16 protein-coding genes are annotated in these 17,445 nt (G+C 41.6%); 11 read left to right on the forward strand and 5 right to left on the reverse strand.

Annotated features, from left to right (window positions below; translation table 11 throughout):
- Nucleotides 1–13 precede the first annotated feature (13 nt).
- Both G8782_RS10625 and ribH read left to right on the forward strand, forming a co-directional pair.
- Nucleotides 14–1,207, forward strand: coding sequence for a bifunctional 3,4-dihydroxy-2-butanone-4-phosphate synthase/GTP cyclohydrolase II (locus G8782_RS10625; protein WP_172370933.1), 1,194 nt, complete (start codon nt 14–16; stop codon nt 1,205–1,207).
- Between the two features lie 13 nt (nt 1,208–1,220).
- Entirely contained in the window at nt 1,221–1,691 is a 471-nt protein-coding gene (gene ribH, locus G8782_RS10630; RefSeq protein WP_343035041.1) for a 6,7-dimethyl-8-ribityllumazine synthase, read from the forward strand.
- Nucleotides 1,692–1,748: 57 nt separating this feature from the next.
- Here ribH and G8782_RS10635 read toward each other — a convergent pair whose 3' ends face one another.
- Together G8782_RS10635 and G8782_RS10640 are read right to left on the reverse strand one after the other, a co-directional pair.
- Nucleotides 1,749–2,960, reverse strand: coding sequence for a CynX/NimT family MFS transporter (locus G8782_RS10635; RefSeq protein ID WP_172370935.1), 1,212 nt, complete (start codon nt 2,958–2,960; stop codon nt 1,749–1,751).
- Between the two features lie 219 nt (nt 2,961–3,179).
- Nucleotides 3,180–3,806 carry an NAD(P)H-dependent oxidoreductase gene (locus G8782_RS10640; RefSeq protein WP_172371208.1) on the reverse strand — a complete coding sequence of 209 codons (627 nt, stop codon included), beginning with the start codon at nt 3,804–3,806 and terminating at the stop codon, nt 3,180–3,182.
- Between the two features lie 139 nt (nt 3,807–3,945).
- Between G8782_RS10640 and G8782_RS10645 the strand changes: the two genes are divergently transcribed.
- The 6 genes from G8782_RS10645 (at nt 3,946) to G8782_RS10670 (ending at nt 9,713) form a co-directional block, all read left to right on the forward strand.
- Entirely contained in the window at nt 3,946–4,293 is a 348-nt protein-coding gene (locus G8782_RS10645) for an ASCH domain-containing protein (RefSeq protein ID WP_172370936.1), read from the forward strand.
- 6 nt (nt 4,294–4,299) lie between these two features.
- Nucleotides 4,300–4,743, forward strand: coding sequence for a hypothetical protein (locus tag G8782_RS10650; RefSeq protein WP_172370937.1), 444 nt, complete (start codon nt 4,300–4,302; stop codon nt 4,741–4,743).
- A 606-nt stretch (nt 4,744–5,349) separates the two neighbouring features.
- Complete coding sequence (locus tag G8782_RS10655) at nt 5,350–6,501, forward strand: ROK family transcriptional regulator (protein ID WP_172370938.1); 1,152 nt, start codon at nt 5,350–5,352, stop codon at nt 6,499–6,501.
- 56 nt (nt 6,502–6,557) lie between these two features.
- Nucleotides 6,558–7,874 (forward strand): sugar ABC transporter substrate-binding protein, encoded by a 1,317-nt coding sequence (locus G8782_RS10660; protein WP_172370939.1) that lies wholly within the window; start codon nt 6,558–6,560, stop codon nt 7,872–7,874.
- A 60-nt stretch (nt 7,875–7,934) separates the two neighbouring features.
- Complete coding sequence (locus G8782_RS10665; RefSeq protein ID WP_343035042.1) at nt 7,935–8,885, forward strand: carbohydrate ABC transporter permease; 951 nt, start codon at nt 7,935–7,937, stop codon at nt 8,883–8,885.
- Between the two features lie 18 nt (nt 8,886–8,903).
- Nucleotides 8,904–9,713 carry a carbohydrate ABC transporter permease gene (locus G8782_RS10670; RefSeq protein ID WP_172370940.1) on the forward strand — a complete coding sequence of 270 codons (810 nt, stop codon included), beginning with the start codon at nt 8,904–8,906 and terminating at the stop codon, nt 9,711–9,713.
- A gap of 59 nt (nt 9,714–9,772) precedes the next feature.
- Here the strand turns inward: G8782_RS10670 and G8782_RS10675 are convergent, their stop codons facing one another.
- The 3 genes from G8782_RS10675 to G8782_RS10685 form a co-directional block, all read right to left on the reverse strand.
- Nucleotides 9,773–12,277 (reverse strand): PIG-L family deacetylase, encoded by a 2,505-nt coding sequence (locus G8782_RS10675; protein WP_172370941.1) that lies wholly within the window; start codon nt 12,275–12,277, stop codon nt 9,773–9,775.
- A 351-nt stretch (nt 12,278–12,628) separates the two neighbouring features.
- On the reverse strand, nt 12,629–13,867 hold the full coding sequence (cypC, locus tag G8782_RS10680; protein ID WP_172370942.1) for a CYP152 family fatty-acid peroxygenase CypC: 1,239 nt from the start codon (nt 13,865–13,867) through the stop codon (nt 12,629–12,631).
- A 58-nt stretch (nt 13,868–13,925) separates the two neighbouring features.
- Nucleotides 13,926–14,504 (reverse strand): uracil-DNA glycosylase, encoded by a 579-nt coding sequence (locus G8782_RS10685; RefSeq protein WP_172370943.1) that lies wholly within the window; start codon nt 14,502–14,504, stop codon nt 13,926–13,928.
- A 114-nt stretch (nt 14,505–14,618) separates the two neighbouring features.
- On the opposite strand from G8782_RS10685, the gene G8782_RS10690 reads away from it, so the two are divergent.
- From G8782_RS10690 to G8782_RS10700, 3 genes are all read left to right on the forward strand, one after another.
- Nucleotides 14,619–15,044, forward strand: coding sequence for a VOC family protein (locus G8782_RS10690; protein WP_172370944.1), 426 nt, complete (start codon nt 14,619–14,621; stop codon nt 15,042–15,044).
- A 175-nt stretch (nt 15,045–15,219) separates the two neighbouring features.
- Nucleotides 15,220–17,175 (forward strand): aconitate hydratase, encoded by a 1,956-nt coding sequence (locus G8782_RS10695; protein ID WP_172370945.1) that lies wholly within the window; start codon nt 15,220–15,222, stop codon nt 17,173–17,175.
- Nucleotides 17,176–17,245: 70 nt separating this feature from the next.
- Complete coding sequence (locus G8782_RS10700; RefSeq protein ID WP_172370946.1) at nt 17,246–17,419, forward strand: hypothetical protein; 174 nt, start codon at nt 17,246–17,248, stop codon at nt 17,417–17,419.
- Nucleotides 17,420–17,445 lie beyond the last annotated feature (26 nt).

The raw sequence follows: 17,445 nt of genomic DNA on the forward strand, positions 1-17,445 counted from the left end.
GGAGTGGAGCAAATTGTACGCAACTGTAGAAAAAGCGATTGAAGAACTTAAGCTAGGAAAAGCGATAATCGTTATAGATGATGAAGATCGTGAAAATGAAGGGGATTTCGTTGCACTTGGCGAATTTGCGACGCCTGAAATGATTAACTTCATGGCAACTGAAGGCCGTGGACTAATTTGCGTGCCGATTGAAGAAGGAAAAGCGACACAGCTCGATTTGAATCCAATGACCGAGAACAATAGTGATGCTTATGGAACTGCATTCACGGTTAGCATTGACCATTCTTCTGTACATACGGGAATTTCCGCGTTTGAACGATCTGATACAATTTTAAAAATGCTTGGCAGTGATGCGAAACCGACTGATTTTATTAGACCGGGACATATTTTCCCGTTGGTTTCTAAAGCGGGCGGTGTCTTGAGACGCGCCGGACATACGGAAGCTGCGGTTGATTTAGCTAAGCTATCTGGTTCTGAACCGGTTGGCGTCATTTGCGAAATTATGAATGCAGACGGCACGATGGCTAGAGGTTTGCAGTTAAAAGAAATCGCAGAACGCTTCGATTTAGTCATTTTAACGATTAAAGATTTGATCGCTTACCGTCGTAAAAATGAAATGCTGGTCGAACGTGTCGTAGATGTTCAGATGCCGACTGAACATGGCGTTTTTACAGCTGTTACTTTTGTCGAGACATTAACAGGACGCGAGCATGTCGCACTTGTAAAAGGGGATATTGAAGGCGCCTCAAACGTGCTTGTTCGCGTGCATTCTGAGTGTCTGACAGGCGACGTTTTTGGTTCATGCCGTTGCGATTGCGGTCCGCAGCTTCAAGCGGCACTTGCGCAAATTGAGCAAACCGGAAAAGGTGTCCTTCTATATATGCGTCAAGAAGGGCGAGGGATCGGCCTGATCAATAAAATGAAAGCCTATAAGTTACAAGAAGAAGGCTACGACACCGTTGAGGCAAATGAGAAATTAGGATTTCTCGATGATCTGCGCGATTATGGAATCGGCGCACAAATCTTGAGAGAACTCGGCTTGACGTCTATTCATTTATTGACGAATAATCCAAGGAAAATTTCTGGCCTCGAGGGTCATGGACTTGAAATTACAGAGCGTCTGCAAATCGAAATGCCTGTAAAAGAAGAAAACAAGCGTTATATGGAAACAAAGAAAAATAAACTAGGGCATGTATTGCATAATTAAGGGGGAAGTAATAGTGGGAACTATTTATGAAGGACATTTAGTTGGTACTGGGTTAAAGATTGGAATCGTCGTTGCAAGGTTTAATGATTTTATAACGGGTAAACTTTTAAGCGGAGCGGAAGATGCGCTACGTCGCCATGGTGTAAATGAAAGTGACATTGCCACTGCATGGGTGCCGGGCGCATACGAAATTCCGCTCGTCGCGAAGAAAATGGCTGCTTCAGGAAAATATGATGCAATTATTACACTAGGAACAGTTATTCGCGGAGCTACGCCGCATTTTGACTATGTTTGCAACGAAGTAGCCAAAGGGGTTTCGGCCATTAATATGCAAGAAGGCATCCCTGTTATTTTCGGTGTTTTAACAACAGACACTATTGAACAAGCCATTGAACGTGCAGGAACGAAAGCTGGAAATAAAGGTTGGGATGCGGGAACTGCCGCGATTGAAATGGCTAATTTATTGAATCAGCTCGAGGTTTAATCAAATATTATTGAACAAAAAACTCAACTCGATTAAACGAGTTGAGTTTTTTAAAATTCATTTTTCCGAAACATATTCATCTTTTGCCGCACCGAGACCGACTAATAAAATAACGAAGGTTGCCGCGATTAATAATAATAGCGGGAATGTCCAACCGTTTGTCAGGTCAAACAGAAGACCGAAAAGCGGCGGACCGGACGCTGCAAGTAAATAACCGAATGATTGTGCCATCGCTGATAAATCAGCTGCTTCAAAAGAGTTTCGCGTACGGAGTGAGAAAAACATCATTGCCAGACCAAAAGCGAATGCTGCTGCCACGCCGATTAAGATTACTGAAGGTAAAACTAGTAAAGTGCCTCCGAACATGATTCCTGAAAGTCCGGCTGTCATTAATACGAATGTGATCCAGACAAGCGGAACTTGGTTTTTCATTCGCCCCGCAATGATGGGTACGATGAAGGTGAAAGGCAATTGCGAGAATTGAATTGCAGACAACATCCATCCCGCTTGGGTCGATTCCATTCCTCGACTTTGCAAGATAACGGGTAACCAAGCGACAAGGACATAAAACAATAAAGACTGCAATCCCATAAATATAGTGATTTTCCAGGCTAGTGTTGAACGCCAAAGCGATTTGCCTTTAACGCCATTTTTGCCCGGCAATTCTTCAATTTGACGATGTCTGATTTGAGGAATCCAGACAAGAAGGGCGATCATCGCTAATATTGCCCATACGCCAATTGATGCTTTCCATCCGAAACTGCTTGCCGCGGCAATCGGGATACTCAAACCAGCTGCAAGAGCCCCTGTTAAATTCATAGAGATTGAATAAACGCCCGTCATCATTCCGATATTATTTGCAAATTTCATTTTGATGAAAGCCGGCATAAGCACATTAGCAATTGCGATTCCAGCACCCATTAGAATAGTGCCTAGATAAAGTGTTGGAAAACCGCCAAACGGTCTTAAAACGAGACCAATTGAAAGGACGACCAGTACGACAAACAAAACCATTTCCATACCGAATCTTCTAGCTAGTCGCGGCGCAAAAGGTGATAATATCGCAAATGCTAGTAAGGGGATTGTGGTTAATGTCCCGATTGCTGCATTCGAAATCCCTAGAGTGTCTCGAATCGATGCAACAACAGGCCCGACAGCAGTGATTGGTGCACGCAGATTAGTGGCAAGAAAAATAATTCCTAGGACAAGAATTATTAAACTGGTTGTTGAACGCCACTGCTCTTTTTCTTTCTCAACAGAAACGCTCATATAGTTTCCTCCTTATGTATAAAGCCTGCTATTTCAGCTATGTCAAAAGTTGCTTCAATAGAAAACTTTATCAGTTATATGGAGGAATGTAAATGGTAGTGTCTGAATGTTAGCATTCCAATAAAAGTGTCTGCCAAAAAATAATAGGGACAACTGATAGATTTCAATGACTCCGTTGATTTTACTATACAAGTAAGTAAGCAAGTACCCGATTGTTTTTTATTCTTCCAATAAATTTCCTTCAGCCGGAATAGGGTTCTCTTTCAAGATTCGAGCCATATGAATCGTGTTATAAGCAAGCATTTCAACATGCTTTTTAGTGAAGTCGTTATTTTGACCTGCGTCTATATAGGAAGGTCCAGGACCAGCTTCTCCAACCCAATAGGTATCGACGTTCGGGGGGACGACAAATCCTATATGCGATAGGCCGTATAAAATGGATGCGGATGCGTGTTTCGCTCCGTCTTCATTTCCTGTCACGATTACGCCGCCAACTTTGTTATAATAAATGGTTTGTCTTTTGTCATTTGTTTCTGAACTACTTCCATATAAGCGTTCTATGGCAAGTGTTGCAATGCTGCTTTTTTCACCGAGCCAAAGCGGTGTACCGATAATCAGGATATCGGCGGCTTTCACTTTTTCAAAAATGGACGGCCATTCATCACCATCGCCCATATCTGGAGCAATGCCGTAAGCTATATTGTAATCCGCCAGTCTAATAATTTCGGATTCGACGTTTTCGCTCTTATAAATCAGTTGAACTTTTTCGGAAAGTGCCTCTGTATTTGATTTTTCTTCTGAACTCTTTAATGATGAAATCAAAATGAGAGCTTTAAGATTACTTATGACCTGCCTCCTTTTATTATCCCGTCCTTATTTTGCTATAGACGAAAGGAGCCGAAGTCAAACATACTATTTCTCGCGATATATTGGAAAGATAGTTATACTAGTAAATGAGAATAAGTTATTGAAAAGGGGTCCAAACATGACAAATCAAAAGAATGACAACTTGCCAGAAAAATCGTGCTCGATTGAACGCCTCGTGACGATTGAAGCGGATGTTGAGAAAGTATTGAACGGCGAAAAAACAGCGACGCGACGTAACGGCGTTTATGCTTACCCTGGTGAAATCATGGTATTGAAGGGGAAAGAATTTAATGTTGATGCACTGTATTCACAGACTCTAGGTGAAATGACAGACGAACATGCCAAAACAGAAGGGTATGCGAATATGGAAGATTATAAGGGATCCATCTTAGCGCTACATCCGAAAATGCCTTGGTTACCAAAGATGAGCGTCTGGGTTCATGAATTTAGCCCCGTTAAGAAATGATTACGTATGAAACTAGACTTTTACGCTCTAATTATTTTCATACATGTTGTTAGTGCAGTACTTTCCATTGGTCCGTTGTTTATTTTAATGCCGACAATCAAGCGTCTGCGCGGCGTTGACATGGATGTAGAAAATGCGTATCTATCCATCGTCAATGTCGTGATCCGAATTGTCATGCATGCAGGACATGCGCTCGTAGTGTCTGGTGTCCTGTTATTAATTTTCGGGCCATGGCCATGGTATACGTCTTGGGTAGTCACGACAGTTGCAGTCATGCTTCTGTCAGGTTTATTTCTCTCCAGAGGATTCACATTCGTCCTGCGACGTTTTCACAAACCGGGCGAAGATAAAAACATTATCCTTAATCGATTAAATCAAACATCATGGATTTACATCGGCCTGATGCTAGTCATGCTGTGGCTCATGGTGCAAAAACCGGTGCTTTGGTAATTTACATATGAAAAAGTGCATCTCAATGAGGTGTGCTTTTTTATTTAATGTAAAATTATTGAACTAATGACCATAATAGGTTTGCCTCGAATATTGTTTGAGATCTTGAGAAAAAAGGAACTATAAGAAAGTACTAAGTTAGATACAATAAAAAATGGAGGAGAATAATATGAGTAAGCTTATTCGAAGAATTATAAAATATGGACCGATCATTTATCCGATTGTCTTAAAAATAGTGAGGAACAGAAAGAATAAAAAAGTCGCGCGTTAAGTACAGGGCTTGTCTCGATATGAAATATATTCGAGGCAAGCCCTTTTCTATAACCTCGAACATAATGAACTTCTACAATCAGTTTGACCTAAGTTATTTGATTGAAAAGCAAGCATTGACATGTCAGAATTTTCATAGTAGTATACAATTTAATTAGTTAGGTAAGCTTACTAACCGAATATTGTTCGCATTGCTTACATTCCGGCAGTTCTAATTTCAAATCCTGTGGCTGGAAGCCGATAATCATTAAAACTTCCTAATTACCATTCTCAAAAGAAGGGGGAGGAGTTGCGATCGCTATCAGTCGTATCCAAGCAAATCCACAGTACATGAAATTGATCAATAAGAAAAAGGTTCTTCATTATATCCAAAAGAATCCAGGGCGTTCAAGAACTGAAATTGCAAAGGAATTATCGATTAGCAAGCCAACTATCTCAAAGCTAGTCGATGAATTGATCAGTGAAGGATGGTTCAGTGAAAAAGAAAGTTCGAGTTCAAGTTCATCAGGCGGGAGAAGATCTTTCCAGATTTATTTTAATAATAATGCAAAATATATAGTCGGTGTAGATATCGGTGGAACTTCGGTAGAGATAGCGGTTATGAATCTAGCTGGTGACATCTTAGAGAAGTCTGTATTTTCTACACAGGAGCAAATATCAAAGAATCTCGTTCAGGTGCTTGCCGACAACATCACATCGCTAATAACAAAAAGCGGCTTGGAAAACAATCAGATTATGGGGGCGGGAATCGGCATCCCGGGTATAACAGACGTTCGCGAGGGAATCGTTGTCGATGCCCCGAGTCTGGGATGGAAACAGTACCCTTTCCTGGAGAAGATGCATAAATTTTTGCCATTTCCAGTTTACGTCGACAACGATGTGAATGTTGCAGCGCTAGGTGAGCAATGGAAAGGCGCGGGACGTGATAAGAGCAATATCTTGCAGATTACACTTGGTACAGGGATAGGTTGCGGAATGATCATTAATGGACAGTTGTATCGCGGTTCCTCGTTTGCCGCCGGCGAAATCGGTTATATGGTGACAGACAAGCATGCAGCGGAAAAAGCCTATGACAGCGCCTTTTCAGGATACGGTTTTCTGGACAGTCATGTCGGCGGTCCATCTATTACAAAAAGAATGTTGAAACATTTGAGAGCGAGTGAAAATGAATCGGATGATTGGCCAGCTAAAAGGATTTTCGAGCTGGCGATTGCCGGCGATAAAAAAGCTCAGAATATCATTGATGATGCATTATCTCATCTTGCTTTTGCTTTAATCAATATAATATCAATCGTCAACCCGGAATGCGTAATTTTAGGCGGTGGCATATCGAAGTCCATGCATCATTTTCTACCTGAAATCATATCTACAATCGATAAGCATTTGCCGATTGAAACAATGGTCACGATTACTAAACTGGATAATGTTTCGGTTTTAGGGGCGGGATATTTGGTTTTACATGAGCATGATTCAATCTTGAAGGTTTGAACTAGTTATTAAAGTGACATTAGTCCTTTAAAATAATTAAAAAGAGGGGGATTTACATGTTAAAAAAATGGTGGCTCGGTTTAGTGGCTTTTGGATTATTATCCGTATTGCTGGTTGCCTGTTCAAGCGACAAAGAATCAACTGACAAAGTTCCAACTGATGATGAGAAAGGGTCCGGCGAAGAAATCGTATTGGAGTATTGGCAGTACGCTTTTGATGCAAAGGTTAAATTGATGGATGAGCTGATTGAGGAATTCGAAGCGAATAACCCTGGTATCAAGGTAAAGCAGACAAATTTTCCTTATGATCAATACAATGAAAAGGTAGCTGCACAAGTACCGGCAGGGAAAGGTCCGGACGTGATCAACTTATTCTACGGATGGGTTCCGAAGTATGTTGATTCTGGCTATTTACAGCCATTGCCTCAAGATGCATTCCCGCATGATGAAATTGAGAGTGAATTTTTCCCATTAGTTGAGGCGACTAAACTCGATGGCGAATATTGGACAATTCCAACTGCGGTAAGAACGCTCGCATTGTTTTATAACAAAGATCTTTTCGAAGAGGCCGGACTAGATCCTGATTCTCCGCCTAAAGATTGGGATGAGTTGCAGGAGTACGCAGAGAAATTGACGAAAGCTGATGGCAAAGGAAGACTTGAGCAATCAGGTATGGCATGGGAACCTTCACAACAAGGACATCAGTGGTTGCGTGACGGTTTGACTCGCCAAGCTGGTGGAGAAGTATTGAGCGAAGATAAGAAATCAGTTGTTTGGGGAGATGATTCAGCGGGTCTGGAAGCATTTAAATACTGGTTGAGCTTCCCGACAGATTTAGGTACTTCTGAAGTAGGATTCTATACAGACGATGTAACAGCTTTCCTGACCGAAAAAGCAGCGATGAATGTTGATGGTTCTTTCCGTATCGGCACGATAAAAAGTGATGCGCCAGACTTGAATTATGCTGTTGCTCCGCTTCCTGGAAATAAAAAGCAATCCACAAACGCATCATTCTGGACAAATGGAATCACTGCAAAAGTTGAAGGAGAGAAACTGGATGCGGCAACTAAATTCCTTAAATTCCTGACAAGCAAGGAAGTTATGGAAAAATGGATTGATGCAACTGGTGAACTACCTGCAAAAGAAGAGGTTGCGATGCAGGATAAATATGTCAACGATGAGGTTTATGGAGCATTCATCAACTCGTTGCCATTTGCAAATGCACATTTCTTTGTAGATGAAACTGAGGAACGCCAGCTTGTAATCGATGCAGCAGACAAAGTATTGCTGCAAGGGATGGACGTAGAAGAAGCATATAATGAATTAGTAGAAGAGACAAAGAAACTTCATGAAAATTATTGGAGCAATAAATAGAAAAATGGAACCAAAGGTTATTCGTAACCTTTGGTTCTATCAACTATTAGGAGGTGCGAAGTGAAGAATCATTCTGCATCGAGCAAGAAAATACAGAAGACATCTTTGATAGGGAAGTTCAGAGGAAATGTAAAGTATCAAAAATACCTTTTTGTCTATACTTGTCTATTGCTCCCGATATTATTTTTTCTTGGCATTCGCATACTTCCTACGTTATTCACATTTAACGTGGGTTTTAGGGATTGGAATTTGCTGGCGACAGGTGTAAAACCATTTATTGGGCTAGAAAATTACAAAGTGCTTATACAAGACAAAGTCTTTATCAAGTCCGCCCTGAACACATTGATCTATATTGTGTTAGGTGTTTCTGGACAATTGTTTTTCGGAATTGTCGTTGCGCTCCTGCTCCATAAAATAAATCGTTTTGTCGGTTTTTTCAGGGTGATTTATTTCATCCCCTATGTTACTAGTATTGTCGCAATCAGTTGGGTGTTTCAGTGGATCTTGATGAAAAATGGGATAATCAATGACTTATTAATAAAAATCGGTCTGTCGCCGCAGCCATTTTTGAACTCGCCGGATCAGGCAATATACATAATAATCGGCGCGATGATTTGGCAGGCTTTAGGTTTCCAAATGGTTCTGTTTCTAGCTGGACTAGAAAATATCCCCAAGATGCTTTATGAGGCTGCCGAGATTGACGGTGCAAGTCCTTGGCAAAAGTTCTGGCATGTGACGGTGCCGCTGTTGAATCCGACTATTGTATTCTCGGCAGTAATCGGAAGCATCAACTTCATTCAAGTATCGTTTACACAAGTCATCAATATGAGTTCGGACGGCACTGGCGGACCGTTGAACTCGACAATGACGGTCGTGGTTTATATCTATCAGTTGGCATTCCGGAAGTTTGATATGGGACTTGCTTCGGCAGCGACCGTGATGTTATTTCTATTCATTTTAGCCCTTACCTTATTTCAAATGAAGGTTCTGACCAAGAAGTTCGATTACTAGAGAGGAGGATGGGAGAGAATGAAAATTGGAAAGGTTTTAACGTATCTCGCCTTGATACTGGGTTCCATTATTATGCTATTTCCATTTGTGTGGATGGTTTCAACCTCTTTAAAATCACCAATCGACATCTTTAGCCTGGATATTATACCGGAAAACATAACCTTCAGTAACTACATTAAAGTTATGGAAGAGAGTTTATTCGCTAAGTGGTTTTTGAACAGTTTAATCATTGCGGTCGTAACGACGATAAGTGTTGCATTTTTTGATACGCTCGTCGGCTATATCATTGCCAAGTTCTCCTTTGTCGGTCGCGGTGTACTGTTCATTCTCATATTAAGTACGCTGATGGTTCCGACGGAAATGCTTATTATTCCGTGGTATATGATGAGTTCAGATTTTGGATGGACGGACACGTACTGGGGAATCTTGTTTCCGGGACTCATGACTGGATTCGGCGTATTTCTGATGAGGCAATTCATGGAGCAGATTCCTGATGATTTATTGAACGCGGCACGTGTTGACGGCATGAATGAATTCATGATATTTTTCAAGATCGCCATTCCACAGGTTTGGCCGGCACTGGCTGCTTTAAGTATTTTCACATTCCTCGGAAACTGGAACGCATTCCTCTGGCCGTTGATCGTTATCGAATCTGAAGCACTCCGAACGCTGCCTGTCGGTCTATCCTTCTTCTCGTCGGGGGAAGCAGAGTCGCAGTGGCATTTGATCATGACAGGTTCTACCATAGCGGTAATTCCGTTAATCTTGGTATTCATCCTTTTACAGCGTCATATCATATCAGGAATCACTTTGACGGGAATGAAATGATATTTACATAAAAATAGCCTCTAAGGTTTTCACACCTTGAAGGCTATTTTTAATGATGATTAATTATCTTCGATGCCATAACTGATCAAATTCGTGAAAATTCGGTAGCCGCCAGGGACTTGATTATCGATTTGGCGATAGAAGACGAGGTTTGTGTACAAGTAAGTACCTTCACCATACTCAGCCATTAATATCCCCCCTGTGAATGGATCTTCATCTGGATCGGCCATGCTCACAAATGTTTCATAACGGTCGTCCCAATTCATCGGGAAGTAGAGACCGCGTTCTTGCACCCAATTATCCCAATCATTGCTTGTAATGTTATTCGGATAATTAAACAGCATATGTTCCGGCTGTGTCATGGTGACTTCGGCAGTTTCGTCAGTTACGCGCCAACGAATCGACGGATTGCCAATTTCTAAGTGATATGGAGCAGATGTCTGTGTATCCCAATTGTCTCCTGGTTTATGGTATTGAACAACCAAGTGTCCGCCGTTCTCGACGTATTCATGCAAACGGTCATTGTTCTGGACGAGATCTGCGCGTGACAGATTCGCTCTGATTCCTGTGACAATCGTATCGTATACAGATAAATCTCCTGAAGCAAGATCTACCTCCGTGAGCTTTGTAATGTCAAATCCTGCATTCTTGAAATCATCGGCTATTGTGTCAAATCCACTTTCGATATAACCAACCTTCAGATTATCCGGTTTCAATAGTTCGAATGCGACTCCATTAATAGCGGATGAATAAAGGAAATAGGAATCGTTGATATGATTGTACTTGATTTCCTGTACGGTGTTATCGAATGTTTTGCCCTTGGATGTTGCAAGGACGTCGATTGAAAAATCACCTTCTTCTATCTCATTGGCGGGGAAAATTGTGAAATCGACTGTTTTTTCTTCAAAACGTTCTGAAAAGCCGACTTCAATCTGTTCTGGTTCGCTTGTCCATCCCTCAGGAAGAGCTAAAGAGACGGATGCATTATTTTCACCATGGAAGTAATTTTTGACGCTAACCGTTACTGGAACTTCTTCTTGTACATCAGCCGTATTAATCATCAAGTTGACTGGATTCGATGAAATGCTGATTTCCGGAAGGACGGCTACTGTGTTTTCAAGTTCCAGGACAGTTTCGGCTTTAGCGCCATTTTCTTTAAACGTGATTTTGGATTGAATAATCGACTCGTCATATGGATGAAAATATAATTCATCTTCTGGGACTGTAATGTTAAAATTGACTGTTTTTGATTCGTTCGGTTTTAAGTGTTGTATTTCTTCTTGTGTATTAATCTGCCAGTTTTCCGGTGCCAAGAGGGATGGTTCGATATGTTTGATCATCTCGTCACCTTCGTTGGTGATCGTCATACTGACCGTTGTATTTTCTCCTTGCGTCAATACATCTGAAGCAATCGCAGTTTCAACTTTCAAGCTTGAGGAAACAAAACTTACTTGTTGTAATTGTTCTTCTTTTAATTCTAATTTATGGAGCAAATCATTTTTCAGAGAAGCTTCTATTTTAGTCTTTTGAGTTTCTGCGATAAGCTTCTGAATATCTTTTAAAGCCTTTTGCGATTTTGATAAAATCAAGTCGCGTTCAGGATAAAGCTCAATAATATCATCTAGTTCCTTTTGTAGATTTTGCAAATGAATGCTTAAGTTATTATGCGGTACAACTTGTGCCCAATCATTCAAGTTATACGGAATTCCGGCAAAGAGATCGTTGCTCTCGGCTTGTACCGAATCATGGATTAGTTCTAAATGGGCTTGTCTAGGTTCAACAGGGAGGTCTCTACCCATTCCTTGACTCTTATGCAAGTATCTTGATGCTTCGCCGAGCTGTGGATATGTCATTTGGTAGATTGGATCATAGTCGCCGATTTCAAGCGATATTGTGGCAGTGGCTCCCGATTCAGCGGGCAAATAGAGCTTTTTGATTTGCCAGACGGATAATCCTTCATCCAGCTGTTCTGGGAAAACGGATGGATCCGCCGCATCTTCAAATGCCTGGTCGCTTAAAATTGTAATTGCGCGATGATGCCCATGCTGGCTATCGACGTCACGGAAGGAAGGCATGACAATATCCGGTTGATACGTTCGAATAAATCTAATTAACCGTTCATAGGTTACTTCTTCTCCCCATTTTTCTAGGGTCTCTTCAGGCGACTTGGAAAAACCGAAATCGTAGATCGGGTCCGATGTTGTTTCACTTAAATGATAGGCCTTCACGCCAGTGATTTTGGCTGCCTCTATCATTTCATTGGTTCTGATGATTCCAAGACCGTCGCCGAGCTCTGTGCCGATTTCATTCTGGCCGCCTTCACCGCGATTGGCAATGACACTCGCTGACTTGACGCCAAGCCCTCTTGATAAATAGGCGAGCAGGTCACTTCGCTCATCATCCGGATGTGCACCGGTATTTAGAAATGTGACGGTTGTACTGAGCGGCTTTACTGCGTTCCATAAATCCACATCTGGAACCGGCTGGTTATCTGCCTTCCCAAGGAGGGGAGTCATCGACAGCAACAACAAGAGAGACGCCATTATTTTGAAAAGTTTTCTCATTATTGTAACCCCTTTCATTATTTTGTTAGCAAATGAAATTGTACAATGATGATAATTTCTTACATGTTAGTAAAGTTAACTAACCAAATATGTTATCATTCGCTTATGAGTCACTCTATCAATCCGCTTATATATTGTAAATATTATAAAGGTTCTATTTATTCACTCGGTGATTACCAGACAGTTATTGGTTTAATGGGGAGTAGGTCTTTAATTGTAGGTGGTTTTACTTCTGTTGGGATTTATTTCAATGATGAGGTGGTTACTTCTTCATCATTGAAATAAATTCCTCAAGCTAATTCTCTGCATCGTTTGGCAATAAACTCTTAGTATCTGCTCTTGCCTTATATACTAAAGTTTACGAAACACAAATCTGCTTTTTGGTAAAGTTGGGAGTCGCACGTGATTTACGGATAAGTCTTGCCAATCAGGTACATCGTATTGCAATTCATTCACCAGAAAGGAAAGCGATGATTTCATAATGACGACAGTCGCTTCTTCTCCAGGACAACGGTGGCCCGTATTTGGATCACCGCCGCCTTGAGGAACAAAATCATATAAATCTTTTTTTCGGTCTGTAAATCGTTCTGGTTGAAATTCATATGGAGCGTCCCAAAGTTCTGGGTCGTGATTAACCCCGTACAAGTCGATTAAAACGGAGGTTCCTTTTTTGAACTGGAAACCTTTCCACTGAAAATCTTTACGAACCATTGCGCCAAGAAAAGGCGCGAAAGGGTAAAACCGGCGAACTTCTTGGACGAACATTTCCAAGTATTTTCTGTCGCCATTTTTCAGTTTGTCTTTATAAACAGGGAAATCATGGAATGCAAGTGCTCCGAATGCGACGAATCTCGCCACAGCAACAATCGGTCGAAGTATATTAATAAGTTCAACAGCCGCTATCTGCGTATTAAGATGATTTCCTTCTTCATCGCGGTGTGTTGCAATTGTGTGGATTGCGGTCTTCTCATCCGCCGCCAATGTCCCGTTACGGAAACTCTCGATGATTGATTTTATCCAACTCTCGGTCCGTTGTCTTGCATTTTTTCCTTCTTGATAACGCGGTCCAACCCCGCCAATTGCGTCAATCATCGCTCCGAAATCATAGGCGCGACTTGATACTTCAGTCTCTTTCAATGGAACTCCAGCCCATAAACAAGCAACACGACATAAGATTTCTTCGGCTTCATCGAAAAGAATTATTTCTTCATGACTCTTCCACTGATCAGCTCTCAATCTCCATTGTTCGGTCGTAATCTCGCCGAGTCGTTTCAATGCGGATTCCGTCATAAGCGAAATGAACATCATTTTTCGTACTATATGCTTCTCGCCGTCCATAGTTTGTACGCCGTTTTGGCCAAAAAGTGTCTTTTGAATTCGTTTTGGAACTGCTCCTTCGCGTTGGAATAAATCTGAGTCGTAAAATAGGTTTACTGCCTCTTTCCCGGTCATGCAAATCATTTTCTTTCCCATCAACCTTGTTTCAAATACTTCTGTATTGAGTGCCTTGCATCTTTCGAGTATGTAAGGATATCCAGTCGTCAATAGATTGAACGTATTGTCTATACCTTTATCTTTAGGCATTTCCATGTTTGGTCCAGCTCCTTTTGAGGGTTATCTACAATACCATTCCCGATTCCTGAAACTTTTAACGAATTATTTGTCGATATCGTTCTGCAACCAGTTCCCAGTCTTGAAGGAATAACTGTTTTAAATTGGGACGCCGCCTGACAGCAAGGGGATGATAGGCAACTGTGGTTTCATACCCCTTGACATCGTGCCATGCTCCGCGCAGACTTTTCACGTCAATTTCATTGTTTCCAAAGAAAGATTGAACGGCTACGTTCCCTAAGCAAATAATTAATTTCGGATTTTTCTCCTTAAGCTGTTCATTCAAATGTTGCATGCAGATTTTTCGCGTTTGCTCTTTATCGTACGCGCGCGTTGGTTTTCTCTTAACGATGTAAGTTGCATACACATCCTGTTTTCTCAGACCGACCTGGTTTATCGCTTCCTGTAAAGTTTGCCTCGTCCCGCATACAAAAGAATTTCCTTCACGGTCCTCACGTGCTCCGGGATTATCGAGGATGATCATAATCTGTCCGTTTGGATTGCCTTCGCCCCAAACCATGCGTGTTCCGTGTTTATAAAGACCGCATTCACAACAATCCACAAAGTCTTCGGGGGTGGGTTCTTCCGGCCAAGCTACCGGGCAAAAGTCGGACACAGGCTTTCATCTCCTTATATAAATTTAGGGTTTCCAAGCACGGTGAAATTATGATTATTTTCAGATAACTGGTATAATAAGGAACGTAATTCATTATTTCAAAGGAGTGATGACATGGCTGTAGATGTTTATTTGAATTTTAATGGAAATTGTCGTGAAGCTGCTGAATTTTATGCAGAAGTATTTGGAACAGAAAAACCAGAAATTATGACTTTTGGAGAAGCGCCGCAACACCCGGATTACCAGCTCCCTGAAGAAGCGAAAGACTTGGTGATGCACACGCGACTTAACATTAGTGGAAGCAATGTCATGTTTTCAGATGTTTTTCCAGGACAGCCGTTTGTCGCGGGAAATAACATTAGCCTTGCGTTAGTAAGTGAAGACATGGATGAGATCAAATCTGCATTTAGCAAACTGTCAGAAGGGGGTACTGTCCGTATGGAACTTCAGGAAACATTCTGGAGCAAGAGCTACGGCAGTCTAAAGGACAAGTTTGGAATCGAATGGCAAATCAGCCATGAAGACGGCAGGGAAATGTGAAACTTGCATGATATGAGGGCAAAGAACTTTTTCTACTCATGAAAAAGATTCTTTGTTCTTTTTAATTCGCCTAGTTATTTTACTTGAACGACTAATTGATGACGATTATGAATATGATATTAGCACTACACATGTATATTTCAGTCATTCGATTATTTGTTCAGGAGGAATTTAGTTGAAATTAAATATTACCCAAAAATTAATCAAAAATCATCTCGTCACAGGCGAAATGATGCCAGGTGCTGAAATCGCATTAAAAATCGACCAAACATTAACTCAAGACGCCACAGGAACGATGGTTATGTTGGAACTTGAGGCGATGGGTTTGGATATAGCTAAAACCGAAGCATCGGCACAATACGTCGATCATAATCTTGTTCAAACAGATAGTAAAAATGCAGATGATCATTTATTTTTGCAAAGCGCTTCAAGAAGATTCGGCTTATATTTTAGTAAACCGGGCAATGGAGTGAGTCATCCCGTTCATATGCAGCGTTTGGCGAAACCGGGAAAAACATTGCTCGGCTCTGATAGTCACACTTGTGCAAATGGTTGTATGGGAATGCTTGCAATGGGTGCAGGCGGTCTCGACGTTGCATTGGCAATAGCCGGAGAACCATTTTATTTACGTATGCCTAAAGTTTGGGGCATAAAACTAACGGGTGAATTAGCAGAATGGGTAAGTGCAAAAGATGTCATCTTAGAACTCCTTCGCCGACATGACGTGAAAGGCGGCGTCGGAAAAGTCATTGAATATTATGGACCCGGAGTTGACACGTTAAGTGCAATGGACCGTCATGTGATTGCGAATATGGGCGCCGAATTAGGTGCGACAACGACAGTATTTCCATCAGATGATGAAATCAAGCGCTTCTTGAAAGAACAAAACCGTGAAGACGATTGGGTCGAATTGAAAGCGGATAAAGGTGCCACTTATGATATTGATGAAGAAATTAACTTGTCCGAGATTGTTCCGTTAGTTGCGAAACCATCAAGTCCTGGGAATGTCGTTCCTGTTTCGGAACTAGCGGGAACCCCTATTTACCAATCGTATATTGGATCATCCGCGAATCCTGGTTACCGAGATTTCGCCATAGCAGCTGAAATTGTAAAAGGAAAACAAGTGGCGGTTGGCGTTTCATTGGATATTAACCCAACATCAAGGCAAATGCTAACGGATTTATTGAATGAAGGGCATATCGCTAGCTTCATCCAAGCAGGAGGACGTCTCCATCAGGCGGGATGTAACGGATGCATCGGAATGGGGCAAGCACCCGCTACGGGAAGAAATAGTTTACGGACGACCCCACGAAATTTTCCGGGGCGTTCCGGGACAATAGAGGATAGTGTATATCTATGCGGGACAGAAACAGCTGCAGCTTCGGCATTGGCGGGGGAGATTACGGATCCTCGAACGCTCGGACCAAAAGCACCGAAAATACGAGCCATTAAAAATCCGACAATTGATATGAATTTGTTGGATGCGCCTTTATCTAAAGAAGAAGCCAGAAAAGTTGTCATTCATAAAGGTCCCAACATCGCATCGATTCCTGAAATGGATGCAATGCCTGACAACTTGCAAATTCCTATTTTATTGAAGATGGGAGACAATATCTCAACGGATGAAATTCTCGCAGGTGGATCGCGCGTCCTGCCATTTAGAAGTAATTTACCTGAAATAAGTAAATTTACGTTTGAGATAATTGATAAAACCTACTATAAAAGAGGAATGGAAAGTGTAGCACACGGTGGCCATGCAATTGTCGCCGGCGTTAACTACGGGCAAGGATCAAGCCGTGAACACGCCGCGCTCGCACCAAGATATCTGGGACTTCGAGCTGCACTCGTAAAAGATTTCGCGCGAATCCACTGGCAAAACCTCGTTAACTTCGGAATTCTTCCAATTACATTTGTAAACGCGGAAGATTATCATAAATTGCATGAAGGGGACATTCTCGAATTTTCGAACTTGCGAAGTAAAATTAAAGAAGGAAATGAATTTGAAATTAAGGTTCAAGCTTCAAATGACTTCATAAAAGTGAGACACGCACTAACAGAGCGACAAGTTGAAATAATTCTAGTCGGCGGCATGATCAATTGGGTAAAAGACCAGAAGCAACCGACTAGTTAAACTTGTTTGGCATTATTCAATCAAGGATTGTGCATCCTATTAGCAACAAAGTGATGGAGGGATGATGATAATGGACGGTAAAAACTTATGTGTTGCATGCGACGGAACCGGATTGCTTTCGGATGACGAAGGCTGGCAATACCACTGCCAAATGTGTTCCGGAGCAGGAAACACGAACCCAAGATTTAAAGGTCAACCGCCCAAAGTAATGGCTGTTGATGATAATAATCGTTTGTTGGATTAAACAAGGAAATGGTAGTGTTGCACATC

Source organism: Sporosarcina jiandibaonis, from assembly GCF_013184495.1.
In the GTDB taxonomy this organism is placed as follows: Bacteria; Bacillota; Bacilli; order Bacillales_A; family Planococcaceae; genus Sporosarcina; species Sporosarcina jiandibaonis.

Excerpts from the sequence above, each read along its gene's own strand:
- G8782_RS10700 (WP_172370946.1), top strand. The coding sequence starts at position 17,246 with ATGGACGGTAAAAACTTATGTGTTGCATGCGACGGAACCGGATTGCTT.
- G8782_RS10645 (WP_172370936.1), top strand. The coding sequence starts at position 3,946 with ATGACAAATCAAAAGAATGACAACTTGCCAGAAAAATCGTGCTCGATT.
- G8782_RS10675 (WP_172370941.1), bottom strand. The coding sequence starts at position 12,277 with ATGAGAAAACTTTTCAAAATAATGGCGTCTCTCTTGTTGTTGCTGTCG.
- G8782_RS10635 (WP_172370935.1), bottom strand. The coding sequence starts at position 2,960 with ATGAGCGTTTCTGTTGAGAAAGAAAAAGAGCAGTGGCGTTCAACAACC.
- G8782_RS10660 (WP_172370939.1), top strand. The coding sequence starts at position 6,558 with ATGTTAAAAAAATGGTGGCTCGGTTTAGTGGCTTTTGGATTATTATCC.
- G8782_RS10650 (WP_172370937.1), top strand. The coding sequence starts at position 4,300 with ATGAAACTAGACTTTTACGCTCTAATTATTTTCATACATGTTGTTAGT.
- cypC (WP_172370942.1), bottom strand. The coding sequence starts at position 13,867 with ATGGAAATGCCTAAAGATAAAGGTATAGACAATACGTTCAATCTATTG.
- G8782_RS10690 (WP_172370944.1), top strand. The coding sequence starts at position 14,619 with ATGGCTGTAGATGTTTATTTGAATTTTAATGGAAATTGTCGTGAAGCT.
- G8782_RS10670 (WP_172370940.1), top strand. The coding sequence starts at position 8,904 with ATGAAAATTGGAAAGGTTTTAACGTATCTCGCCTTGATACTGGGTTCC.